The organism is Salinivibrio sp. ML198 (assembly GCF_001996015.1).
Taxonomy (GTDB): Bacteria; Pseudomonadota; Gammaproteobacteria; order Enterobacterales; family Vibrionaceae; genus Salinivibrio; species Salinivibrio siamensis.
Genome location: NZ_MUEZ01000012.1, coordinates 25,783 through 49,749 on the forward strand (window position 1 = coordinate 25,783; position 23,967 = coordinate 49,749).

The following is a 23,967-nucleotide window of genomic DNA, read 5'->3' on the forward strand; positions in this document are numbered from 1 at the left end:
GGCGACTATTCGTCGCCGTTTTGCCTATCAAACCGACGTTTTAACCAAGGCCTTTAACCCGAGATCGCGGCTTGGTGACGAGGTAGAAAGACTTCTCCCATCATACAACGCACGCTTCCCCCACCCACGGTTTCAATCGTGTTGACATCGATAGGTACCAGTTTACCAAATTGGCGCAGCGTGCGTTTTTGCTCTTCGGTAAAAGCACTGTAAGCAGACAGTGGCATGACGATGAGCGATTCACCGTGGCGATTGCGCAATTGTAGAATATTGCCACAAAGCTGGTTCATTTGTGACTCACTAATGAATACCAAGGTTTTATCTTGGCTCAGTGTGTTACACACGAGGTCGCGCTGCCCAGCTTCGATCACCTCATCGCACACAACGGCAAACTCTTCGCCCACTGCCATCATCACATTGGTATGATAAACGGGATTGCCATCGCTCATCTCCGTGTTGAAACTCACGACTTGCCGCATGCCCACCTTTGCCGCCCACTCAGTTAGCAAAATACTGTCACAACGGTGTGAAAGCGCCGCGTAAACACGCTGGTTGAGATGGTCGATAACCATCGCGCCGGTACTTTCAAGAAACGCATCGTCTTTATCATGACACTTCACTTTGTGTACGTGATTGACGGCATAGCCTGCACGGTCCAATGCAGCCATTAAGCGCTCGGGTTTCACCTCTAGCTGGCGGTTTGGGCATGCCATGGGATAAAGGTAAAGCTCGCCACTGGGGAGCGTACTAAACCAGTTATTGGGAAACACCGCATCAGGCGTCGCAGGATCAGATTCTGGATACTCCATGACCACCACATCGATACCGTGGCGGCGGAGGATCATCACCATGTTATTGAATTCGGCCATCGCGCGCGTTTTCACTTCTTCATCCGGCAGTGACGGCGCATGCTGAAAACCATTATCCTCACTCGTTTGTGCATTAAACTTAAAATGAAGCGGGGGCACCATCACCACAGCAGACGCCGCATGCGGATGAGTCAGCGGATATTGGGTATCACAGCTCGCTAAAAACGCCATAAGCAAACCTTCTAAAAACAACAAGTACTAAGAGTATAGAGTCGCTGTCACGCACGCGATCAATCCGGGTGCGTCACCGCCTCTTCCAACAGTGTGAATACTGAATAAGCGATGGAAAATATCATTGAAACAAGTTTTTTACAAACTGAGTTTTTCGGCCTCTCGCACCCTTAAAAATATCAACGACAAAAAATTATATATAAGATTGAATTAATTGAATTTTTCACCAAAAGCATTCGCGTTTCTAACGATATTTACCGCCACTAACAATTATTGCCCCTACCCTGTGTGTGGTTGGCTACAATAGGAGTAGCGACAAGGAGGAAAAGGCATGGAACCGGCACGTCCCACTCATAATGAACAGCAAAGACTACACGCATTACACGATCTGGGTATATTAGACACTGGACACGAAGACAGATTTGAGCGGATTGTCAGAGTCGCTGCATATGTCTCGGATTGCCCCGTTGTCGCTATTAGCTTGGTCGATGAACAGAGGCAGTGGTTTAAAGCCAAGCGTGGTTTAGCCGTCAACCAAACAAGTCGAAGCGAATCGATTTGTGGTCACGCTATTCAGCAGTTAGAGCCATTAATTGTTGAGGATACTCACAACGATCGTCGCTTTGCTGACAACCCTTTGGTAACCGGTCCTCCCTATATCCGTTTTTATGCAGGCTTTCCTTTTAGCCTAGATAGCGAGCACCTGCTTGGAACGCTCTGTGTCATCGATCATCATCCTCGCGAGCTTACGGATGCCTGTCAGCGCGCGCTGTCAGACCTCGCGCGTATCGTCGAGCATGAATTGATAATGACGCAACAAAATGTCATTGATCCGCTAACAGGCGTATTCAATCGACGTGGCTTTTACCGAGAAGTAAACAGTTATCTAACAGACGATGTTGTCATTGAAGATCAACATACGTTATTACACTTTGATGTTCGCCAGTTACAAGGCGTGAACCAGCGCTATGGCAAGCACGCTGGCGATAAAGTGCTGAAAGAATTTGCTGGCTGTCTAACGGATGTGTTCGGTGACTTAGGCTGGATTGGGCGTCTAGAGGGCTGTGAGTTTGCGGTATTATTGATTCAACAGGATGTCGATGCAGTCGAAGCACAATTGGATCGCGTCTATCTCAGGCTTTGCCGCCGATTATCCTTAGAACGCTATCCGTTTATTTACTCAGTCGGCCTTGCCCACTTTTCGCAGATTGACGAAACCGTCACGCTAGAAACAATGCTTCTAGACGCGACAAGTGATACAAGGCGCTACGCTGTGCCTGAAGAGACACGTCATATTGGGTAAAGGTGATGAGGGAAAGCATGGAGATTGGAGCGACATACGAGGTTCGAACTCGTGACCTCGACCTTGGCAAGGTCGCGCTCTACCGGCTGAGCTAATGTCGCTTATGCAATTGAGCGTTGCATGACGCTGTGTGAAATTGGTTGCGGGAGGCGGATTTGAACCACCGACCTTCGGGTTATGAGCCCGACGAGCTACCAAACTGCTCCATCCCGCGTCCGTAACATCAATTGTTGCTTGATGTGGGCAAAACTTGGAGCGACATACGAGGTTCGAACTCGTGACCTCGACCTTGGCAAGGTCGCGCTCTACCAGCTGAGCTAATGTCGCCTTATGCAATTAAGCGTTGCATGACGCTGTGTAAAATTGGTTGCGAGGAGCTGATTTAACGCGGAATGCAATTTGCGCCGTGCAACGGCACCGACCGAAGGTCGTATTGACTTATGATCAATCGTTAAGTGCTTCTTCAGCAACCTAAAATTGGTTGCGGGAGGCGGATTTGAACCACCGACCTTCGGGTTATGAGCCCGACGAGCTACCAAACTGCTCCATCCCGCGCCCGAATTTTACTGCACCAAGAGAAACATGGAGGCGCGTCCCGGAGTCGAACCGAGGTCCACGGATTTGCAATCCGCTGCATAGCCACTCTGCCAACGCGCCTTAACGCTGCTGCCTCTTGAGTACGGGGAGGCATTCTACGGATTAACGTGATCGAGTCAACACTTATTATTTAAAAAAAGTGTCAGCTGCCTGTTTTGCAAACGAAAACATCAAAATCCACCCAGTTTGCGGATCTTTTCAGCATGGTTTGCCTTTTTATTCTTCACTCCCTGTTTCATTTTCATTTTATCTCTTATTAACATTTTTGTGACAAGTTTTATGTCCGCAATGTGTCTGTCTTAATTTTTAAACAACATGTCTTTTTCCTCTACAGTGAATGGGTTGCAAGGAGTAATGCGACACTATTCAAATCAAGGAGGAAACATGAAATACAAAATGACAATGCTCGCGCTCATGCTGGCCACCAACTTTGCCCACGCGGGTCAAGGCGACGATAAAGTCTGGATTTCCATTGGCGCTGATGCGCAACAAACGGCACGTCACGCTGGCGCCAGACCGATGTTGTCACACGCTGTTGCAAGCAATGGCAAAGCATGGGTAGGTGAAGTCAGTGAATCGCAACTGGCCGCGCTGTCTCATGAGATGCATGAAAATCACCACCGCTGTGGTGGCTACATCGTGCACACCTCAGCACAAAGTGCCATGGCAGCCAGCAATATGCCGGTGTCCCGCGCAAGCTTTACACCACCAGCTATCAAGCAGCAGGCGCTCGTGACACCTTGGCTGGACCAAATTCAATCAAGTTTAATCGTGAATACCATCGATCGCCTGACCGACTTTCCCAACCGCTTCTACACCACGACATCGGGCGCACAAGCATCCGATTGGATAAAGGCACGCTGGCAATCACTCGCCCAGAAGTTAAACGGTGTGACAATCTCTCAAGTGTCGCACAGTGGTTATAACCAAGCGTCGGTGATGATGACTATCGAAGGCGCAGAAAGCCCTGATGAGTGGGTTGTGATTGGTGGGCATCTCGATTCCACCATTGGTGCACGCACAGACGAGCAAAGTATCGCTCCTGGCGCCGATGACGATGCCTCCGGGATTGCGGCAGTGACAGAGATCATCCGGGTTTTATCGCAGAATGACTTTCAACCCAAACGCAGTATCGCCTTTATCGCTTATGCCGCCGAAGAAGTTGGACTCCGTGGCTCGCAAGCTATTGCTAACCAATTTAAACAACAAGGCAAAGATGTACGTGGCGTGTTGCAGCTTGATATGACCAACTACCAAGGCTCAGCAGAAGATATTATCTTTATTACCGATTATACCGATAGCGGGCTCACCCAGTATCTCACTCAATTACTCGATACCTATTTGCCTACACTTAGCTATGGCTTTGATACATGCGGATATGCGTGCTCCGACCACGCGTCTTGGCATCAAGCAGGCTATCCTGCAGCCATGCCGTTCGAAGCAAAATTCAATAACTACAATCCCAATATTCATACCCCTCGCGACACACTCGCCAACAGTGATAGCGAAGGACGTCATGCAACCAAATTCACTAAGCTAGGCCTTGCTTATACGGTAGAGCTAGCCAACGCCGACTCGCAGCCTAATCCGGGTAATCAACTCAAACTTGGGCAGCCTATCAACAACATATCAGGGGATCGTGGCAGCGAGCGCACCTATCGCTACCCGTTAGAGACCACCAGTGATGTCGTCATCCGCACCTACGGCGGTACAGGCGATGTGGACCTTTATGTCAAACAAGGTGGTCAAGTTAGCGCTGATAATTGGGATTGTCGCCCCTATCAAGGCGGAAATAACGAAATCTGCCGGTTTGATGGCGCATCGCCAGGCGAGTTTTCAGTCTTGCTTCGGGGCTATAGGGATTACCAAGACGTCAGCTTGATTGTTGAATAACCACAATCGCTCAAATAGGTAACGGCGAGCGACCCATCGGCTCGCCTTCTTATCAACTTTTTGAGCCACCGTGATTGAAAGGCGTCCGCGTGGCGCCCTATTTGTCAGAGGGGGTAAGGAAGCGAAATGTTAAGTTGATTCGCTCGCTCGTCGGCTTTTGTGTTTTCGGCAAACTGTGCTGCCAATGAGTTTGGGTTATACCTCTCATCACCAACAAGGATCCGTGATTCAATAAAACCTCTCGCTTTTCTTGCCGCTTAGGATGACGAAAGAGAAAACGGCGGCTCGCGCCCAAGCTGACAGAGGCAATCGTAGGTTGCTCTCCCAGCTCGGACTCATCATCTCGGTGCCATCCCATGTAATCGCTGCCGCTGCGATAACGATTTAACAGGACAGTGTTAAAGGGGGTCTGGCACTGCGCCTCTACCCAGCATTTAAGTTGGCGCAAAGGGTGAGTCCAAGGCAGCGGCTGAAGCGTTAGCCCACTGTAGGTATAAGGATGATCACCATACCATGCTAATAGACGCGGCTGCATCACGGTGCGGCCAAACAACGAAATCGGCAATTGTTGCCAAGGCGTTTGTGCAAGTAAGGTTGAAAACAATGTGTCAGCACAGCCCACTGATAACCACTCAGGCCACCAATCCACCTGAGCATCAGGCATATCAGTGATCGGCTGGCTATCAAATGCCGCATCAGAAAAGAAACTTTGCTGCTCGGGAGAGCGAGCCATATAACACTGCCTCGTTCAATAATGTTAGACAGTGAGTATGGCTGTCGTTAGCGGATTGGATCAACTCGCTGACCACTCATACCATTCAGTCGATACCAGCCTGCAATACTAAAACGCTGTCTTTTTGCCGGAAGTACCTCATGGGGGAACGCTTCGGATAAAAACGTCACCAATCGCCCCGCTTTCGGCCATAGGGTTTGCCGATGGCTACCGTCAGGGTTGTAAATGACGATTTCGCCCCCGTCTTGTTCAGACCAATCTTCATTAAGGTACAACACGGTGGTCACTTTACGGTTTGACCGTCCTTCGAAGGCATCATAATGTTTGGCATAAAAGTCACCAGGGTTGTACTTGGCAAAATGCGCTTCATATTCAAACAGCCCCAAAAAAAGGTGACGATTGAATGCCTGCTGAAGATCGGCCATTTTTGCTAATAATGCATCCACGGCAGGCTGGCGCCCGCGCTCTAACCAGTGAATTTTATCCCGGCGAATTTGCGTATTGGTGTGCTGTTTTTGTTCGCGCCCAATGGTGGCTTGCGACCATTGGGCCGGTAGGCATGTGTGCAAGTCATGCACCTCTTGCGCTGACAAAAATCCGTCACACACACTGAGTCCATGCGTCGCAATATCATCGATGATAGCCAGGTTGCTCAAACACTTGCCTCCGCCTAGGAATAGAGACGCTACCTTACTGCGTTTAACGGGCAGGGCAACATGTGTTATTTATCGTAACCATAAGCAAACCTAATCGATAACGTTATTTCCTTTCAAGATATCAACGGACTAAATCCTCGAGTTTTGCTTTCCAAATCGCAAGCGCGAGCGCTGGGCTACGTAGCATTTTTGGCGTGGGGATCCAGCCATGCTTTAGACGAGCAAACACATCAAAGCGACTGGCTTGGCCATCGATGGCCTCTGCAACCACTCGCCCCGCAATATTGGTTAATCCAACGCCATGCCCTGTATAACCATGTGCGGTATATATATCATTGCCAAGATGCGCAATGTGCGGCATGTAACTGCGGGTCACGGCAAACATCCCGCCCCAATGATAGTCCATTTTTACCTGGGCCAGTTGAGGGAAAACCTTAGTCATCCGCCGGTGGAGCCGCTGGGTCGAATCCTTATATTCTCGATTAAAGGGATGATTGACACCCCCAAACAACAAGCGCCCCTCTGCCGTCGGGCGGAAATAATCTAAACAGTTGTTGAGATCTGACATCGCCATGCGATTGGTAATTGGCATGCGCTCCCCGAGCGGTTCGGTAACAGCAATAAACGAGGCAACGGGCAGAACCTTGGCTTGCGCTTGGCGGTGTAACCCCTCTAGATAGGCGTTACAAGCAAGTAAAACTCGAGGTGTATTCACTCGACCTTGAGGCGTGATCACCGCATGAGGTTGCCCCTTAACCAAACGTGTAGCAGGGGTGTGCTCATAGATTTTCACACCCATTTGCGCCGCGGCGCGAGCGAGGCCTAGCGTGTAGTTTAACGTGTGAATGTGCGCACTATTGGGATCGTATAATCCGCCTAGATAGCGGTCAGTATTTGCAACATCTGCCACTTGCGCTTTATCCCACCACTGGGCATCAGGATACTGATAACGTCCTTGCTTTAATGCATGCCAGCTTTGCAGCTCCTTTTGCTGCGCGGAATCTAAGGCAAGCTCGATATAGCCGGGTTGAAAGTCACAGTCAATCTGGTGATGTTGGATACGCTCACGCACAATATCAACGGCTTCAACCGACAAGTCCCACAACTGTTTGCCCCAAGCTTGCCCATAGGTTTCGTCAACTTCTCTCAGCCCAAGGCAATATCCCACGAGGCATTGGCCACCATTCCGGCCAGACCCTCCCCACGCCACCGTTCGCGCATCTATAACGGTGACACTGTAGCCACGCTGTCGCAATTCAATGGCGGCATTCAGGCCCGTTAAACCCGCTCCAATGATACACACATCTGCCTCTTGTGTGCCTGCCAAAGCAGGAAATGATAGCGTTTGGTTTTGGCTGGCGACATAGTAATTTGTCGCCGCGTTGAAGTTATTATCAGGTCGAACCGTTTTGACCATGCTCTCAATGGTTACTCTTAGTATTAAAAAGAAAAGGTAGTAAAAAAGACAAGCACTATGGCTTAGCGCCAACACACTCTCAAAGGCCGCAAATACTGGCACCGTCCTCCCTTTCTGACAAGCCCTTATTCTCATCACTTTACCCGACCATTTGGGGGAGATGGCGACGGTTATGCTAACGTTAGCAAGGTATTGCACTTTATCCAGGTTGGTAAAAAACTCGTTGACACTAAGGTCAAGTACAATATGATGCGCTCGACGTGTACTCGGCCAGTAAGCCATTGAAGGATCATGACAATGAAAAAAATTTCTCACGGAATCACCGCCACGACACTTGCGCTTTCAGCCATCTTTGCAAGCGGCGTTCATGCAGACGATAAGGTACTCAACCTCTACAACTGGGCAGAATACATGCCAATGGACGTGATTGAAGCGTTCGAAGAGGAGTATCAAGTCGACGTGAATTACTCGACCTTTGAGAGTAATGAAGCCATGTATGCCAAGCTTAAACTCCTAAATAGCGAAGGCTACGATCTGGCGTTTGCCTCAACCTATTTCATTGAGCGAATGGTCAATGAAGAGATGCTCGCCAAAATTGATAAGAGCCAAATTAGCCATTTTAATCAATTGCGCCCAGGCCTACTGGGTCAGCCTTTTGACAAAAACAATGACTATTCGCTGCCGTATGTGTTTGGTGTGACTGGCATTAGCTACAACAGTGATTACGTCGATGGCAGTAAAGTGGCCAAGTGGGCTGACTTATGGCGTGACGACTTCAACGGCCAAGTCATGCTATTGAATGATGTGCGTGATGTGTTTGGCATGGCGTTGAAAGCGCAAGGTCATAGCATTAACAGCACCGAAGAGGCTGAAATTAAACAAGCCTATGAATACCTGCGTGAGTTACGCGATAACGTGGTCGTGTACAACTCTGATGCGCCGCATGTGCCGTTTGTTACCGGTGAAGTGAGCATTGGCCAACAATGGAACGGCAATGCTTACATGGCGCAACAAGAAATCGAAGGCATTGAGTTCGTCTACCCACAGGAAGGGGCGATCTTATGGATGGATAATTTTATCATCCCAAAAAACGCAGAACACAAGACCTTGGCACACCAGTTTATCGATTTTATGTATCGTCCTGAGAATCAGGCGAAATTGGTGGAAGAATTTGGCTATCCAGCCCCGAACACCAACGCGGCTGAGTACTTAGAGGCCGAGCTAAAAGAGAACAGCACCATCTTCCCATCCGATGAAGCAGTTAATAAAGGTGAATTCACCAATGATGTCGGTGAAGCGGTGAAAATCTATCAAAAGTACTGGCAGATGTTGAAAAGCTAATCGCGCGCGTCTGTGATAACAATCTGTACCAAGGCCTCATCGGAGGCCTTTTTTGTTTTCCAAGTCAATAACCCACATTTGTCACTATTTTTAGTCAATGGGTTTTTGCTATGCTCAGACGTAAACGCGCATCACCCACTTAAATAACTGACGACAAGGACGTTACCCCATGATTGACTTTCGCTCTGACACCGTGACCCAGCCCGATGCTGCCATGCGAGACGCCATGGCTAACGCCCCTGTGGGCGATGATGTGTATGGCGACGACCCGAGCATTAACGCGCTGGAAACATGGGCGGCTGAACGACATGGTTTTGAAGCCGCACTCTTTACCGCCTCGGGTACCCAAGCCAATTTATTGGCCCTGATGGCGCATTGCGAGCGCGGTGATGAGTATTTGTGTGGTCAGCAAGCGCACAATTACAAATACGAAGCAGGCGGTGCTGCTGTGTTGGGCTCGATTCAGCCACAACCCATTGAGAATGAGTCAGATGGGACCTTGTCTTTCGATAAAATCGCCGCAGCTATCAAGCCCGATGACTTTCATTTTGCCCGTACTAAGCTGCTCAGCTTGGAAAACACCATAGGTGGCAAAGTGTTACCTTTGTCTTATTTAGCCAAGGCGCGAACATTTTGCGACCAACATCAACTGCAGCTACATCTTGATGGCGCCAGGGTTTACAACGCGGCTGTCGCACTGGAGGTGGACATCAAGGCGATCAGTTGTCACTTTGACTCGATGACGATTTGTCTATCCAAAGGGTTAGGCGCTCCTGTCGGCTCACTGCTACTCGGCTCGAAAGCCCTGATTCACAAAGCCCGTCGTCTTCGTAAAATGTTAGGTGGCGGCATGCGTCAAGCGGGCATATTGGCCGTTGCCGGCTATAAAGCACTCACCGAAAACGTGGAACGCTTGACAGAGGATCACGCTAATGCGCATTACCTTGCCAGTGAGTTGGAAAAACTGAACGGCTTTTCCACCAGCGACTATCCTGTGCAAACCAACATTGTTTATGTCGATGTGGCCGAAACAATCAATCGTACACGCCTGCAAATGCGACTGATGGAAAAGGAGATCCGCGTCTCTCTGTCCGGCAATCCAGCCCGTTTGGTGACACATAAAGACATCTGCCGCGCAGATATCGATACCCTGATCGCCGCGATAAAGGCATCTCACTAAGCCGTTCCAACGCACAATCGTACCGGGCCCAACGGCCCGTTTTGTACATAAAACCACCAGGCAAAGCAAAATTGTGACCCCATCACAGCTTTCTCCACCAAGGTCACTAAAACAATCACTTACAGCCGCTACACTGAAAGTCATCACCGACAAAATGCCAATATGGGAAGCGCTATGGCTATCACTCCGCTAAAAAGCGATCGTTTATACCGTGAGTCCAGCTTAAAGCACAGTGACATCACTTCAACCAAACACCTTGCGCCACTCGACGAGATTGTGGGCCAAGATCGTGCCCGTCACGCGGTTGAGTTCGCCATGTCCATCAAAGAGAAAGGCTATAACATCTATGCCATTGGCCAAAATGGACTTGGAAAACGCACCATGATGATGCGCTACCTCAACCAACACTGGCAAAGTGAGTCACCGGTTTATGACTGGTGTTACGTCGCTAATTTTCATGAAGCGCGCTCCCCAGAAGTATTGAAGCTGCCTGCGGGTAAAGGCAATGAACTCAAAAAGCATATTGAGCAACTGATGGGCAAACTGGCCAACGCCCTGCCCATGGCATTTGACAACGAAATGTATTACCAGCGTGCTGAAACACTGAAAAACCAGCTTACTGAGCGCCAACAAAACGTCCTTCAGGGATTAAGTGAAACAGCAGAAAAAAACAATGTGAGTTTGACCATCACCCCTCAAGGTGATTACCAATTTGTGGCACTAAATGGCGAGGAGCCTCATACCGAGGAGACCTTTGACGCCCTCTCACACGACGAGCAGATGGCCTTTGGCAAAGTCATCGATAAGCTAGAGACGGAACTGCGCGGTATTGTTCGCCAACTTGGCGAATGGGAGTCTGAGTACGCGGAAAAACAAAAAGCCTTGGATGAGGATATCGCCCAAGAAGTCATCGCCACGCAAATGGCACCGCTTAAGAAAAACTTTGCTGACTTGCCTGACATTTTAACCTTTTTAGACGCCATGCAAGCTGACATGCTTGAGCACCTCGATATTTTCCTTGAAGACAGTGAGGAGCAAGCCGCACTCGCGTATGCAGCGCTGGATAAAAAACTCCCTCGCCGCTACCAAGTCAATGTGTTAGTCAGTCAGAATGACGCACAAGCGCCGATCGTGGTTGAGGATAGCCCTAGTTACCACAACCTGTTCGGTTATGTTGAGAATGCCACGTTTAAAGGCACGGTGTTTACCGACTTTTCATTGATTCGTTCAGGGAGCCTTCACCGCGCCAATGGCGGCGTGTTGCTGATGGATGCGATTAAAGTCCTTGAGAAGCCTTATGTGTGGGATGGCATCAAGCGGGCCCTCAGTAGCCGCCAGTTAAGTGTTAGCGCCTTAGAGCGAGAAGTGACCCTAAGCGGGACTGTGTCTCTCGATCCGGCGCCGATTCCTCTGGATGTTAAGATCATTTTGTTTGGCGACTATCAAACCTATCAGCTACTCCAACGTTACGATGCGGAGTTTATTGAGCTGTTTCGGGTCACCGCCGACTTTGAAGATGACATGCCGCGCACTGAGAGCACCGAGCAACAATACGCCAAGTTCATTTCAAGCATTATTCATGACAGTCATCTTCTTCACTGCAGTCGCAGTGCCATTGCGCGTATTATTGAGCACAGTGCTCGCCAAGCTGACGATCAAAATCGTTTATCACTACACTCCGCTGATATTGCCAACCTATTGCGTGAATCTAATTATTGGGCCCACCACGCCAACGCAAACAGTATTGGTGCCCTGCATGTAGAAAAAGCCCTCGCCAGCCGCAATATGCGCGTCAGTCGATTGCGTGACAGCATGATGCAGAATGTGGAAAACGGCGTCACACTTATCAACACGCATGGCACGGCACTTGGTCAAATCAATGGCCTTTCGGTGCTGAGCACATCGGATTACAGCTTTGGCTTACCCAACCGTATCACCGCGACCACGGCGTTTGGGGAAGGAGAAGTGCTGGATATCGAGCGAAGTGTGAAACTCGGCGGCCGTATTCACTCCAAAGGTGTGATGATCTTGTCAGCATACCTGGCAAGTTTATTGGGCAAAACGGACACCATTCCACTCAAAACCCATCTCACTTTTGAGCAATCATACGGCGGTGTGGATGGCGATAGCGCCTCAATGGCGGAATTTTGTGCGATTTTCTCTGCCATCACCGAGGCCCCCCTTCGTCAAGATATTGCCATTACTGGCTCGATGAATCAGTTCGGAGAAGCGCAACCCATTGGTGGTGTAAATGAAAAAATCGAAGGCTTTTTTGATGTGTGTACGCTTAAAGGTCCGAGCAACACTCAAGGGGTGATCATCCCAGAAGCCAATATCCAAAACCTGATGCTCCGCAAAGATGTGGTACTCGCAGTAGAAAAAGGCGAGTTTCACGTGTACGCCGTTTCACATGTCAGTGACGCCCTTGCTTTATTAGCGGGACAGGCCGCAGGCTTTGGCCCTGACCATACGGGTACATCAGGGCTGTTAGAGGTCGCGATCGACAAGTTAAACCGTCAGCGCAAAAGACAAAAAGAGTCGTCGCCCCCTCATTCGCATTAGTTATTCACTCACTCCCTGGCGACCAGACTGCCAGGGAGTGAAATAATTTCTTACACATTTCACCGCCCGTTGTTTACTTTTATCTGCCATTACCTCCTTTTTCGCCTCTTTTCGCATCATCGCCCTATTTTCAGGACACGTTGTTCATTAAAAATTGCTTGATCCGACGCAAAAAACAACGTGAAATTTACGCGTAATATCCAATGAAAACCATTCTTATTTGGATCTCGCACTATGAAACTGTCCACGCTTGGTCGCGGCCAATCCGCGCGTATCACCAGTGTCCATCATGTGCCTGCCTCTATCCGCCACCGCCTCGCGATCATGGGCGTGATTCCAGGCACAGGCGTTGAGCTTGTCAGACGCGCCCCACTGGGTGATCCACTTCAAATTCGTCTCGATAGCGAACAACTGATCGTACGTCGTGACGTCGCCAAACTGATTGACGTGGAGGTACTCTGATGAGCTCACGCCGCATTGTACTCGCAGGCAACCCAAACTGCGGGAAAACCACCTTATTTAATGCGCTCACCGGCTCACAACAGAAAGTCGGAAATTGGGCTGGCGTCACTGTCGACAAAAAAGTCGGTACGCTCACTCTGGCGCATAACGACTGTCAGATCACAGATTTACCCGGCCTTTATGCGCTAAACGCAGGCTTTGACGCCAGTATTGATGAGCAAATTGCCACTTACGCCATCGATAGCGGTGAGAATGATTTTATTATTAATGTCTTAGATGCCAATTGCCTAGAGCGCGGTCTATACCTCACCCTTCAACTGCGTGAACGCGGTGTTCCTATGGTGGTGGTAATCAATAAAATGGATTTGCTTGATCGTAATGGTCAACAACTCGACACCGCCAAATTACAAACGATGCTGGGCTGTCCCGTATTGACCGTCACCGCATGTCAACCGGCGACCGTCGACACCCTGTGCCATCAGCTCGCCCACCTGACCACCCATTTACCCGTATGTGAGGCAATGTACCTGAACTACGGTGCGCCATTAGAAAACTGGATTCAAAACCAGCTTGGCGCCCGTTTTCTTCATTCTGCCGCGGCACAAGTGAATCAACGTGCGCACTTGCTCGAATGCTTAGAGCGGGGACGCTTGCCTGATGGTAGTACCGATGCTGACCAGCAGCAGTTTACGATGGCAAACCAAGCCCTTTCAGACTTAGACACTGACATCGTCATTGCTGATACACGCTACAGTGCGATTCGTGACATGGTTCACCAGGCTCGCCGCGAGCTTCGTCATCTCAGTCGCAATAATACCGAGAAGCTAGACAAAGTCATTCTCAACCCCTTCTTATCACTGCCCATTTTGCTCGCCGTCCTCTATGCGATGTTTGTGTTTGCCATCAACATTGGCGGCGCCTTTATCGACTTTTTCGATATTGCCGCCGGCGCGATACTGGTAGATGGCACCCACCAGCTTCTTGACGGCGTACTGCCAGCGGCGATTGTCACTATTCTCGCCGATGGCCTCGGAGGAGGCATTCAAACCGTTGCGACCTTTATTCCTGTTATTGCAGGCTTGTACCTGTTTTTAACGGTATTAGAAAGCACAGGCTACATGGCACGTGCCGCCTTTTTATTAGACGGTTTAATGCAAAAAATGGGGTTGCCGGGCAAAGCCTTTGTTCCCTTAATCCTCGGCTTTGGGTGCACCGTCCCCGCCGTGATGGCAACGCGCACATTAGAACAGATTCACGAGCGCAAAACCGCGGCCGCGATGGCAACGTTTATGTCCTGTGGCGCTCGCCTGCCTGTATACGCCCTCTTCGCCGCGGCGTTTTTCCCACAAAACGGACAAAACCTTGTTTTCGGCCTCTACTTGCTTGGCATTGTCGCTGCGATAATCACCGGCCTGATACTGCGTCACACCCTTTATCCAGGGCATAGTGAAAGCCTGCTGATGACACTCCCTGACTACGAGCTGCCGCGTGTGCGCCATGTGATGAACAACACGTGGCAAAAACTGCGTCGGTTTGTCCTTGGTGCAGGTAAAACCATTGTTATCGTGGTGACGATTCTGACCTTCTTCAACTCGTTAGGCACCGATGGATCGTTCGGACACGAAGACAGCGAGTCCTCCGTCCTTTCGAAAACCGCACAAGTGATCACGCCGGCCCTATCACCTATCGGGATTGAAGAGGATAATTGGCCTGCTACCGTCGGGTTGGTGACCGGGCTATTTGCCAAAGAGGCCGTCGTCGGCACCTTAAATAACCTTTATGCGCCAAGCGAAGAAGCCGAAGAAGAGACCACACTCGGAGAAGCGCTGGTCGAAGCGGTTCAGAGCATTCCTGAAAACTTATTTGGCATTGATTATACCGACCCATTGGCTATCGACGTCGGTGAGATTGAAAACACCGAGGCCGCCGCACAAGCGCAAGAAGTCAGTATGACAACGTTTGATAATCTGCATCGTCAATTCACTAGCACCGCCAGCGTGATGGCCTATCTCATTGTTATCCTACTATACACCCCATGTGTTGCCGCTCTGGGCGCCTACACACGCGAGTTTGGTCGCCGATTTGCCCTGTTTGTGGCGAGCTGGTCAATGCTGCTCGCGGTAAGCGGTGCCACGTTATGCTACCAATTCAGTCAGTTGAGTGTCGCCACCACGCCAGCCACACTCTACATCACTGGCCTTTGTGCCTTACTGATTGTCGTGGTGGCACTCATGCGCTATGTCGGCAAACATCCCCATTGGTTTAAGGAGACCTATTATGATCCTGCAAAAGCTCAAAGCCAGTGTCAGTCAGGCGGGTGTCATTAGTCGCACAGACCTCGCCAACCAGTATGGGATAAGCCCAGACGGTATTGAAGCAATGATGGCAACCTGGGTCAAACGCGGGGTGGTTATTCGACAATCGGGGCGTAAGGATCCGCAAGATATCCACTACCGTTTGGCACACCAGAATGAAATACAATGCTTTAGCATGATTTAGCCCTCCTAACCGCGTGATGATCACAAGGCAGCCTTAGCGTTGCCTTGTTGATCAACAGACTCCGTGACTCACCTTATCCATTCGACGATCACACATCGCATTTATCGCCTTGCGCCCTTACACACGTCTCTGAACTAAAATCAAAGGAGTCGATGTAGAGGGAGAAGCCATGAGCCGCTATCAAACACAATCCAGTGAGGCACAATACCAACCTGGCTCTAACGAACGCGTCCTCAAAAACCACATGGGGGTGACTGATCCCACCAAAATGGAAGACATTGAAGCTGTCTTACTTGCGAAGCTTTACGAACGTGTGTTCACCGGCGGTCATTTTCCACGCCAATTAAGGGTTAACACCCTCGCCAGCTGGCATCGACAATGGCTGGGCAATGTTTACCCATGGGCAGGTCAGGTGAGGAATGTTGAGCTGAGTAAAGGTGGGTTTCGTTTTACTTCCCCCAAGCAGATAGGACCCTGTTTGCAGCATTTTGAAAGCGTCTTTCTCAACCAGTACGCGGGGGTATCGGTAATGCCGCACGCGACGCTCATTCGTTACCTTGCACAAAGTCACGTTGAGTTCATTCTTATTCACCCATTTCGAGAAGGAAATGGACGAATATCGCGTTTACTCATTGATGTGCTATGCCAACAGGCGGGATTAGGATTGTTGGACTATCGACTTTGGGAAGAAAACAAAGACTTTTACATTGCGGCAATTCAAGCTGGTGTCGGGCATGACTATCAGCACATGGAGCGGCTGATTAACGACATTTTACCCCTCACATTTTCATCTCTCTCAATCAGCGAGCGCTAAGTTTTGATATTTCTGCCTGCTCGCTTTAAGCCTTGCCTCCACTTCTTCGGTTGATGCTTGCGTCTCAATCGCGGTCGAGCTTGCTACCGCACGCGTTATCATCGCCGTCGTCACCTTTTTTGTTTTTTTCTGCATTAATCGCCTTTTCACAGTCACCCTTGGCATCAATGATTAAATTTTAGTCAAAAAATAGCGTTAATTCAACGCAGATACCTGTCTGTTTTCTTCAAAATTGTGAAGCACAACGTGCGCATTGAACACGGAAAAGACATACAAAAACGGCGACCCTTAAGGTCGCCGTCTTGCTTATTAATGGTGCCCCGGGCCGGACTTGAACCGGCACAGCGCGAACGCCGAGGGATTTTAAATCCCTTGTGTCTACCAATTCCACCACCAGGGCACACAATCTTTTCAGCCGCTTACGCCACTGTTTTGTGTTTGGAGCGACATACGAGGTTCGAACTCGTGACCTCGACCTTGGCAAGGTCGCGCTCTACCAGCTGAGCTAATGTCGCTTATTAATTCAAACGTTAAGAAACGCTTGGAAAATTGGTTGCGAGGAGCCGATTTAACGCTGAATGCAATTCGCGCCGTGCAACGGCACCGACCGAAGGTCGTATTGACTTATCATCAATTGTTAAGCGCTTCTATAGCAACCTAAAATTGGTTGCGGGAGGCGGATTTGAACCACCGACCTTCGGGTTATGAGCCCGACGAGCTACCAAACTGCTCCATCCCGCGTCCGTATTATTTTAGCCAGAGTTCATGGAGGCGCGTCCCGGAGTCGAACCGAGGTCCACGGATTTGCAATCCGCTGCATAGCCACTCTGCCAACGCGCCTTCGCGCTTCACCTCTCGGCTAAGTGGTTTGAATTCTACATAAGTTTTTCCGCCTGTCACGCAAAAATTATCATTTTAGCGTCTAACCGACGATTATTTATCCAAACATAACATTTCAATACTCTATCGACTCTTTTTCGGCCGAAAAAGGCCTAAAGAGTGGTGATGTTTACGCGAGGTTTGAAAATTAGTGTGCCTATACCTCGGCGAGCAGCCGTTCACGTTCATCTTTTTCAATCAATTCCCAATGACGCCCCTGCTGTGCCCCAGCGAGCTTCCACAGTAGATTGATATCGATATCTTTACCGTGTGTCATCTGCACCCGACGAAACATTTCTTGCGGCGCCATGCTGTAGAACGTCGACACGTCTCTCACGCCCGACTTTTTTAGCATTCTTTCAATCGTTAATCGTAAGTTGGGTAAATCCCGAAGCCGAAGACTGGATGCCGATGCTTTCCACGCTTTGTCTTTGATCGCACGCTGTAAGGACTGTTCAACCATCGTGGGCAAGTCGGGATCATGGCCTAAGTAGAGTGCGGTCACATCATAATAGTTAACCGCCGCGGAGGTACTTTTTTTTACATGAACAAATTTATCACAACCTTTGGCAATCAACTTGTCCGTTAGCACGCCTCCTCCTCGTAAATAAACATGCTTTCCGGTAAGCAACACAAACATCGCCTCTTGGCAGAAAAAGCCAATACCACCAAACATAGAGCGTTGCTCCATCTCCCCATAACTATCAAGAAAATGCATTAATTGGGCTTTAAATTGCTTCGCCATCCAATTTTCTCCTTCAGTGAATGCGCTTTAATACAAGCCGGAAAACCGACCCACTGATTGACTTATAAGTTAGTCATTGTGCATGATTATTTTCACAAAGAGATTGCATTAAATAGCGACCAAATACTATGCATCTGATCACTTATCGCTATATAGAGGTTTGGTCTAATGAGGTCCTTGTCGCATTTACTGCAGACATCTTTTCGTTGTTAAATAAAGTCTTCGATGCATCTATGCTTAACGCAGGGCGATGAGTGCGCTAAATTAATAGTGGTAAGCTAATAGTCAGGGAGCCGACATGTCGAGACACCCGCTGTTAATAGAAGTAAATCATTTATTGCCTGGGGGATTGCACAGCTATGTGCTGTCTGAGTCATGTTACTTACAAATGCTCCAACAGGCAGGCGAACCACCTCGCCTTTTGGTCGCGATGAAAAATGAGGATGAAGGTCAGCAGCGCCCGCACGCCATTTCTCCTATCGTTACGCTTTGCGAGATTGCAGACTTCAATCGTCATGGTGCGCATGAAATCGCGTTGACGTTACAAGGGATTGAAAGTGTCAAAGTGAATGCGATTGACGCGGGTGAAGGTGACGTCAATATGGCGCGTTATACACCGTTGCCAAAATGGCAACGTCATGCCGTTCCCAAGCACTACCTCTATCTGAGTGAGAAGCTGCAGCAGTATTATCGATCGAATCCGACACGCCACGAACACTTCCAGTTAACACAGTACGATGAAATTGGCTGGGTTTGCCTGCGCTGGTTGGAGTTACTCCCCATCGAAGTGAAACAAAAACAGCTTCTACTCTCCCAGCCTACGGCCTTATTGGTGGCCGAGTTTATTGATAAACTATTGCGGTATCCACTGATTGACGACGACTAAGCGACAGATGAGTGACTGTGTAAATTATCATCAAAGACGCCAGCAGGCTCACTGATTCAGAGAAAGGCGGTTCTCTTTTATTCTTCGCCGCATTACTATGCAGTCTGCTGACAAATACTATCAGGACTTATGGATCATCTTTCATTTTTTTGGGTCTCACCGGATCGTGATAAGTACTTACGCTCCCTAGAAACCGAGTTTTACAAGCGTGCCGTCGAAACCATCCGTGTCAATCGCCTGTCCCTACCTCCTTTACCGGATGCTGTTCTGTCAATACAACGCGCTAGCAAGCGGTCGGATACTACCATGCGGGATATTGCCAACCTCTTGTTGGACGATCCAAGCTTATGTGGGGCCGTGCTTAAAGCTGCAAACTCCGCTTTATTTGCTCCCCGCGCCACAGGTCAATGCAAAGATGTTCAAACCGCTGTCTCTCGGCTTGGCGTTGATCGCGTTTTAGGGATCATCACAGCCGCCGCCGTCTATCAGCTCAAGAGTGATGCCACGTTTTCCAAGGCCTGCAACGCGCTATTGAAAAAAAGTGCGCAAAAGTCTCGTGAACTCGCCGCTGCGATGGCACTGGTGACGCAAAAAGTCAGAAACTATTGTGATGAACCGCTTTCAGTGGAGCCCGAAAAAGCACTGATTGTGGGGTTGCTTGCTGATATTGGCTTATACAGCGTGATTGGCGAGTTTCAGCGCTTTGTGAATCAGGGACACTATCTAAAATTTGACATTGCAGAGCGCGTCTTCTTCTCACTGGCGGGCGACTGCAGCCGTCTTGTGCTCAAACAATGGCAGTTTGACCGTGACTTTATCGAAGTCGCCATTAACAATAAGCTCTACACTAAGCCGCGCCCCGATATCACCTATTTAGATATCGCGAGAATGGCAAATCACTTGTTAATGTTTCGCAATCAAGATGACGCAATAGAGGATCATGAAGTGGAAATCACTGCGCCTGGCGCAGAAGCTTTATATGAGCTATCCAACCTCGATGAAAAAGAGTTCTCTCGTCAGCTAAACCAAGTCATGGACGCAAGCAGTATCTGACCCAAGCCAGGGTGGTCTTTCCTTTAACCACCCTTGTCTGATTTTATTGACCAACCTATTAACCGGTTGATAACCTCAAGCTCTACTTTCTTAACACCGAGCAAAATCAGATGTTTTCAGGGATGCTACTCATCTTCTCGCCGCTTATTATCGGCTATTTAATCCCCATTAAGCAGGCGCGCTACCTCAACGCCGTCAATACCCTGACGATGCGGCTAGTGATGGTCATTTTAGTGTTGATGGGCTTAAGCCTCGCAGGCTTAGATAACCTCGGGCAACATATTTCCACCATTTTGTATTTCGCTGCCACTTTCTTTATTTGTATCGGCGCGGCCAACCTGCTTGCCCTGCCTGTTCTCGATAAGCTCTTCCCAACCGAGACCCATGGCCACCAACATAAACTGACCCTCAGCGCCATGATGTCAGAGTCCGGTAAGCTGATTGCGGCTGTGGCCGTTGGCTTAGTCGTAGGGCTACTACTCAATCAAGATCTTTCTTGGGTCGATACGGCCAGCGAGGGTATTTTATTACTTTTGCTCTTATTGATTGGCATTCAGCTCCGCAACAGTGGCATGACGCTGAAGCAAATCATTCTCAATAAAAGTGGGCTGATGATTGCGGCTCTCGTTGTCGCGACCTCCTTGCCAGGTGGCTTGCTGGCGGCATGGTGGTTAGATATTCCTTATCATCACGGGTTAGCGATGGCATCCGGCTTCGGTTGGTACTCGTTGGCAGGGATCTTAATGGGCGACGGACTGGGGCCTGTCTACGGCGGTGCATCATTTATTCTCGAGCTCGCGCGCGAGCTTGTGGCGATTATGATTATTCCAGTGTTAATCCGGCGCTATCCGCTCACCGCAATTGGATATGGTGGTGCCACCGCGATGGATTTCACCTTGCCGATCATTCAAAGCACAGGCGGGATTCGCTGTGTACCGATTGCGATTGTCAGTGGGTTCATACTCAGCGTGTTGGTGCCCGTTTTGATGTTGTTTTTTCTCTCACTCGGTGCCCGTTGAACAAAAAGAGGGGTAGCAAGATGCTACCCCTCTTTTTACATTTCCTGGTTTAGCGCATGCAATTATTGGCTGCGCATCCAGTTATCCATTTCAGTACGCAGGTTGTCTGACTTGGTACCAAAGATAGCTTGTACGCCACCCGATACCACAACCACACCCGCTGCACCTAGCTGCTTGAGCTTGTCTTGGTCAACAATTTCAGTGTCAGCCACTGAGACACGTAGACGAGTGATACAAGCATCAAGACCTGTGATGTTGTCTTTACCACCGAATGCAGCCACCAAGTCGCCCGCAAGCTCAGAGCCTGTCGCGGTTGACACGTCAGCGACCGCTTCGTCTTCACGACCAGGGGTTTTCAGGTCAAGGGCACGAATCACTACACGGAACACGATGTAGTAGAGTACCGCATAACCAAGGCCCAGTAGCACCAGTGTGGTCACGTTCTCAGCACGTGGCATTTGCACGATGAAGTCGATAAAACCGTTCGAGAAAGTATGGCCGTGAACAACGCCCAACGCGTTAGTCAGAACATACGCCGCACCTGCCATGATAGCGTGGATACCATACAGCACTGGCGCGATGAATAGGAACGAGAACTCGATAGGTTCAGTGATGCCGGTCAAGAATGACGTCAGTGCACCTGATGCCATGATACCCATGATTTTGGCACGGTTTTCTGGCTTGGCAGAATGTGCGATAGCAAATGCCGCCGCAGGTAGACCGAACATTTTGAACAAGTAGCCGCCAGCTAACTGACCAAAGCCGTTACCTGCTTCACGAGTGACATCGTTCGCGGTCAAGAAACAGGTCATGATGCCGTTTACTTGCTCGCCTGCGTTGTTCACACAGCTACCCGCTTCATAGAAGAAAGGTACGTTCCAAATGTGATGCAGACCGAATGGGATAAGCGCACGCTCTACCACACCGTAAATACCAAATGCAGTAACAGGATCTTGTGTCGCCGCCCAGTGAGAGAAGGATGCGATAGCACTGCCGATTGGTGGCCAGATAACAGAGAGGATCACACCAAGCGCGATAGAGATGAAACCGGTAATGATTGGCACTGACCGTTTACCGGCAAAGAAACCAAGGTAGTCAGGCAGTTGAATCGTGTAGAAGCGATTAAAGGTCCACGCCGCGACACCACCGGCAAGAATACCGCCAAGTACCCCTGTCTTGATAACGTCAGCGCCCATAACTGGTGCCATCACGTCCAGTGTCGCCACCATGATGCCGTAACCGACAATCGCAGACAGACCCGAGACACCATCGTTATTGGTGAAGCCTAGCGCCACACCCACAGCAAACAGCAAGGCCATTTGACCAAATACAGACCCACCAGCTTGTTCCATCATGTGTGAGACAATATCTGGCATCCAGCTAAAGTTGGCAGCACCAACACCCAAAAGTATACCTGCGACCGGAAGCACAGATACTGGAAGCATCAGCGCTTTACCGACTTTTTGCAGGTTAGCAAAGAGGTTTTTTGACATAGTTCTTGCTCCTGACAAGGACGTTTAACAATGTGTCTCGTCGGACTAACCTTCCGATTCCCCCGCAAGAGGCCAACCGATACCACAGGCGCCGAGAGCACAAACGATTTGTGATTATTGAACTCACCCAAACTATAAGGGGCGAATCATCACCTTGCCTATCAGTGACGATTTTACTGATTAAAAAGTAAATATAGATCACAATTAGAATTGGCGACAAAAACAGCAAAAAACAACATAAGATCATGATTTAAAATGACAAAAAATCTATTGACCAGGGGAAAGGATACGAACAAAAAAATAGCAACCCCTTCACCCCTAACGTTATTTTACGTAACGAATTAATACAGCGCGTAATGCCTAGGACGTAGATTGATAATTCCTAATCATTTCAAAAAGGTAGATGTGAAATTGCGCGAGATCAACTTTGATAGGCTAGCGATATAAATCGGTTATTTTGTTGCAAACATAACCGAAAAATGACGCAGAATTGACCAAGTGGGATGGTGCCTTATCAACGCCGAGATAATCAAAAAGCGGTGTTTTCTTGCGGCGAAAGGAGCGTGACGTGCTAAGCAAGAAAAACGCCCGACAAGGTTATCGGGCGACTTGAATTATTGCGGGTTTGCACCAGAAAAAAGCGTAAAAAAGTTACGGCTGGTGATGTCACAGACCGTTTCCACCGATTCACCCTTTAACATCGCGACGTACTCAGCAACTTCTTTCACATAAGCTGGCTGGTTTTGCTTGCCACGATGGGGAACAGGTGCCAAGTAAGGCGAGTCTGTTTCAACCAGCAGGCGCTCAAGCGGTATACGACGCACCACATCTTTCAGCTCTGTGGCCTTGTTGAACGTCACTATCCCAGAAATTGAAATGTAGAAACCGAGTTCAATCGCCGCCTCTGCCATCTCATAGCTTTCTGTAAAACAGTGTAGCACACCCCCGACGCGCTCAGCGCCCTCCTCACGTAAAATCGCAAGCGTGTCTTCACGTGCCGCGCGAGTATGGATAATCAAGGGTTTGTTAAGCTCAACCGCGAGACGGACGTGCTGGCGGAAAATCGCTTGCTGCTGCTCAGCAAGCTCTGGCTGATAGTGGTAATCAAGCCCTGTCTCTCCTACCGCCACGACACGCTCATCAGCCGCTAAGGCTTTCAATCGGTCGTAATCGAAACCATTTTCGATATCCAAAGGGTGCACACCACATGAGGCAAAAACATGCGAGTAAGGTCGGATCATGTCTAGCATCGCCGGAAAGCTATCTAGCGTTACCCCCACCGAAAGGAAATAGTCGACGCCCCTTGCCTGCGCTTTATCTAAAACATCGCCAACATTCTGGTGCAGCGAGTCGTAATCCAGTTTGTCGAGATGGCAATGAGAGTCTATTAACACG

The 23,967-nt window shown here is 49.3% G+C and carries 20 protein-coding genes and 9 tRNA genes; 12 read left to right on the plus strand and 17 right to left on the minus strand.

All coding sequences use genetic code 11. The annotated features are described in order from the left end of the window. Positions 1 to 53 precede the first annotated feature (53 nt). Complete coding sequence (locus tag BZG25_RS09845) at positions 54 to 1,040, minus strand: arginine deiminase-related protein (protein WP_077639010.1); 987 nt, start codon at positions 1,038 to 1,040, stop codon at positions 54 to 56. A 331-nt stretch (positions 1,041 to 1,371) separates the two neighbouring features. Here BZG25_RS09845 and BZG25_RS09850 point away from each other — a divergent pair, with 331 nt between their 5' ends. After that, the gene (locus BZG25_RS09850) at positions 1,372 to 2,343 is read left to right on the plus strand and encodes a sensor domain-containing diguanylate cyclase (protein ID WP_077639011.1); all 972 of its coding nucleotides are present in this window, start codon (positions 1,372 to 1,374) and stop codon (positions 2,341 to 2,343) included. Positions 2,344 to 2,368: 25 nt separating this feature from the next. Here the strand turns inward: BZG25_RS09850 and BZG25_RS09855 are convergent. The 5 genes from BZG25_RS09855 to BZG25_RS09875 all read right to left on the minus strand — a co-directional run bounded on the left by BZG25_RS09855 (position 2,369) and on the right by BZG25_RS09875 (position 3,000). Beyond that, a tRNA-Gly gene (locus BZG25_RS09855) sits at positions 2,369 to 2,444 on the minus strand. 36 nt (positions 2,445 to 2,480) lie between these two features. Then, positions 2,481 to 2,557, minus strand: a tRNA-Met gene (locus BZG25_RS09860). Positions 2,558 to 2,594: 37 nt separating this feature from the next. Continuing rightward, a tRNA-Gly gene (locus BZG25_RS09865) sits at positions 2,595 to 2,670 on the minus strand. 151 nt (positions 2,671 to 2,821) lie between these two features. After that, a tRNA-Met gene (locus tag BZG25_RS09870) sits at positions 2,822 to 2,898 on the minus strand. Positions 2,899 to 2,926: 28 nt separating this feature from the next. After that, positions 2,927 to 3,000: transfer RNA gene (locus BZG25_RS09875), tRNA-Cys, on the minus strand. Between the two features lie 324 nt (positions 3,001 to 3,324). On the opposite strand from BZG25_RS09875, the gene BZG25_RS09880 reads away from it, so the two are divergent. Continuing rightward, on the plus strand, positions 3,325 to 4,833 hold the full coding sequence (locus BZG25_RS09880; RefSeq protein ID WP_077639012.1) for a M28 family metallopeptidase: 1,509 nt from the start codon (positions 3,325 to 3,327) through the stop codon (positions 4,831 to 4,833). A gap of 97 nt (positions 4,834 to 4,930) precedes the next feature. Here the strand turns inward: BZG25_RS09880 and BZG25_RS09885 are convergent, their stop codons facing one another. The 3 genes from BZG25_RS09885 to BZG25_RS09895 all read right to left on the minus strand — a co-directional run bounded on the left by BZG25_RS09885 (position 4,931) and on the right by BZG25_RS09895 (position 7,639). Then, positions 4,931 to 5,566 (minus strand): alpha-ketoglutarate-dependent dioxygenase AlkB, encoded by a 636-nt coding sequence (locus BZG25_RS09885; protein ID WP_371326855.1) that lies wholly within the window; start codon positions 5,564 to 5,566, stop codon positions 4,931 to 4,933. Between the two features lie 47 nt (positions 5,567 to 5,613). Then, positions 5,614 to 6,222 carry a 2OG-Fe(II) oxygenase gene (locus tag BZG25_RS09890; protein ID WP_046075459.1) on the minus strand — a complete coding sequence of 203 codons (609 nt, stop codon included), beginning with the start codon at positions 6,220 to 6,222 and terminating at the stop codon, positions 5,614 to 5,616. Between the two features lie 121 nt (positions 6,223 to 6,343). After that, complete coding sequence (locus BZG25_RS09895) at positions 6,344 to 7,639, minus strand: FAD-binding oxidoreductase (protein WP_077639013.1); 1,296 nt, start codon at positions 7,637 to 7,639, stop codon at positions 6,344 to 6,346. 297 nt (positions 7,640 to 7,936) lie between these two features. On the opposite strand from BZG25_RS09895, the gene BZG25_RS09900 reads away from it, so the two are divergent. The 7 genes from BZG25_RS09900 to BZG25_RS09930 all read left to right on the plus strand — a co-directional run bounded on the left by BZG25_RS09900 (position 7,937) and on the right by BZG25_RS09930 (position 16,497). After that, positions 7,937 to 8,980 carry a PotD/PotF family extracellular solute-binding protein gene (locus BZG25_RS09900; RefSeq protein ID WP_046075456.1) on the plus strand — a complete coding sequence of 348 codons (1,044 nt, stop codon included), beginning with the start codon at positions 7,937 to 7,939 and terminating at the stop codon, positions 8,978 to 8,980. A gap of 169 nt (positions 8,981 to 9,149) precedes the next feature. After that, the gene (gene ltaE, locus BZG25_RS09905) at positions 9,150 to 10,160 is read left to right on the plus strand and encodes a low-specificity L-threonine aldolase (RefSeq protein WP_077639014.1); all 1,011 of its coding nucleotides are present in this window, start codon (positions 9,150 to 9,152) and stop codon (positions 10,158 to 10,160) included. 174 nt (positions 10,161 to 10,334) lie between these two features. After that, positions 10,335 to 12,722, plus strand: coding sequence for a Lon protease family protein (locus BZG25_RS09910; RefSeq protein ID WP_077639015.1), 2,388 nt, complete (start codon positions 10,335 to 10,337; stop codon positions 12,720 to 12,722). Between the two features lie 234 nt (positions 12,723 to 12,956). Further along, on the plus strand, positions 12,957 to 13,184 hold the full coding sequence (locus BZG25_RS09915) for a FeoA family protein (RefSeq protein WP_077639016.1): 228 nt from the start codon (positions 12,957 to 12,959) through the stop codon (positions 13,182 to 13,184). After that, a complete protein-coding gene (gene feoB / locus BZG25_RS09920; protein ID WP_077639017.1) occupies positions 13,184 to 15,511 on the plus strand; it encodes a Fe(2+) transporter permease subunit FeoB in 2,328 nt (775 codons plus the stop codon). The genes BZG25_RS09915 and feoB overlap by 1 nt, the downstream gene beginning before the upstream one ends. Continuing rightward, positions 15,462 to 15,683, plus strand: coding sequence for a FeoC-like transcriptional regulator (locus BZG25_RS09925; protein ID WP_046075451.1), 222 nt, complete (start codon positions 15,462 to 15,464; stop codon positions 15,681 to 15,683). The genes feoB and BZG25_RS09925 overlap by 50 nt, the downstream gene beginning before the upstream one ends. Positions 15,684 to 15,852: 169 nt before the next feature. After that, positions 15,853 to 16,497 (plus strand): Fic family protein, encoded by a 645-nt coding sequence (locus BZG25_RS09930; RefSeq protein ID WP_077639018.1) that lies wholly within the window; start codon positions 15,853 to 15,855, stop codon positions 16,495 to 16,497. Here BZG25_RS09930 and BZG25_RS16060 read toward each other — a convergent pair. The 6 genes from BZG25_RS16060 to BZG25_RS09955 form a co-directional block, all read right to left on the minus strand. Further along, positions 16,480 to 16,632, minus strand: a complete 153-nt coding sequence (locus tag BZG25_RS16060) for a hypothetical protein (protein ID WP_172969963.1) — start codon at positions 16,630 to 16,632, stop codon at positions 16,480 to 16,482. The two genes, BZG25_RS09930 and BZG25_RS16060, sit on opposite strands and share 18 nt — an antisense overlap. Positions 16,633 to 16,810: 178 nt before the next feature. Then, positions 16,811 to 16,897: transfer RNA gene (locus BZG25_RS09935), tRNA-Leu, on the minus strand. A 39-nt stretch (positions 16,898 to 16,936) separates the two neighbouring features. After that, positions 16,937 to 17,012: transfer RNA gene (locus BZG25_RS09940), tRNA-Gly, on the minus strand. A 149-nt stretch (positions 17,013 to 17,161) separates the two neighbouring features. Beyond that, positions 17,162 to 17,238 (minus strand) — tRNA-Met (locus BZG25_RS09945). A 25-nt stretch (positions 17,239 to 17,263) separates the two neighbouring features. Further along, positions 17,264 to 17,337, minus strand: a tRNA-Cys gene (locus BZG25_RS09950). A 196-nt stretch (positions 17,338 to 17,533) separates the two neighbouring features. After that, the gene (locus BZG25_RS09955; protein WP_077639019.1) at positions 17,534 to 18,121 is read right to left on the minus strand and encodes a TfoX/Sxy family DNA transformation protein; all 588 of its coding nucleotides are present in this window, start codon (positions 18,119 to 18,121) and stop codon (positions 17,534 to 17,536) included. Between the two features lie 298 nt (positions 18,122 to 18,419). Between BZG25_RS09955 and BZG25_RS09960 the strand changes: the two genes are divergently transcribed. From BZG25_RS09960 to BZG25_RS09970, 3 genes are all read left to right on the plus strand, one after another. Next, a complete protein-coding gene (locus BZG25_RS09960; RefSeq protein ID WP_052708088.1) occupies positions 18,420 to 19,007 on the plus strand; it encodes an LON peptidase substrate-binding domain-containing protein in 588 nt (195 codons plus the stop codon). Between the two features lie 129 nt (positions 19,008 to 19,136). Continuing rightward, positions 19,137 to 20,060: an HDOD domain-containing protein gene (locus BZG25_RS09965; RefSeq protein ID WP_077639020.1), complete on the plus strand. Its 924-nt coding sequence runs from the start codon at positions 19,137 to 19,139 to the stop codon at positions 20,058 to 20,060. 110 nt (positions 20,061 to 20,170) lie between these two features. Continuing rightward, positions 20,171 to 21,079 (plus strand): lysine exporter LysO family protein, encoded by a 909-nt coding sequence (locus BZG25_RS09970; protein WP_077639021.1) that lies wholly within the window; start codon positions 20,171 to 20,173, stop codon positions 21,077 to 21,079. 62 nt (positions 21,080 to 21,141) lie between these two features. Here the strand turns inward: BZG25_RS09970 and ptsG are convergent, their stop codons facing one another. Together ptsG and BZG25_RS09980 are read right to left on the minus strand one after the other, a co-directional pair. Beyond that, the gene (ptsG, locus tag BZG25_RS09975; RefSeq protein ID WP_046075446.1) at positions 21,142 to 22,572 is read right to left on the minus strand and encodes a PTS glucose transporter subunit IIBC; all 1,431 of its coding nucleotides are present in this window, start codon (positions 22,570 to 22,572) and stop codon (positions 21,142 to 21,144) included. A 614-nt stretch (positions 22,573 to 23,186) separates the two neighbouring features. Further along, complete coding sequence (locus BZG25_RS09980; RefSeq protein ID WP_077578972.1) at positions 23,187 to 23,966, minus strand: TatD family hydrolase; 780 nt, start codon at positions 23,964 to 23,966, stop codon at positions 23,187 to 23,189. Between the last annotated feature and the right edge of the window lies 1 nt (position 23,967).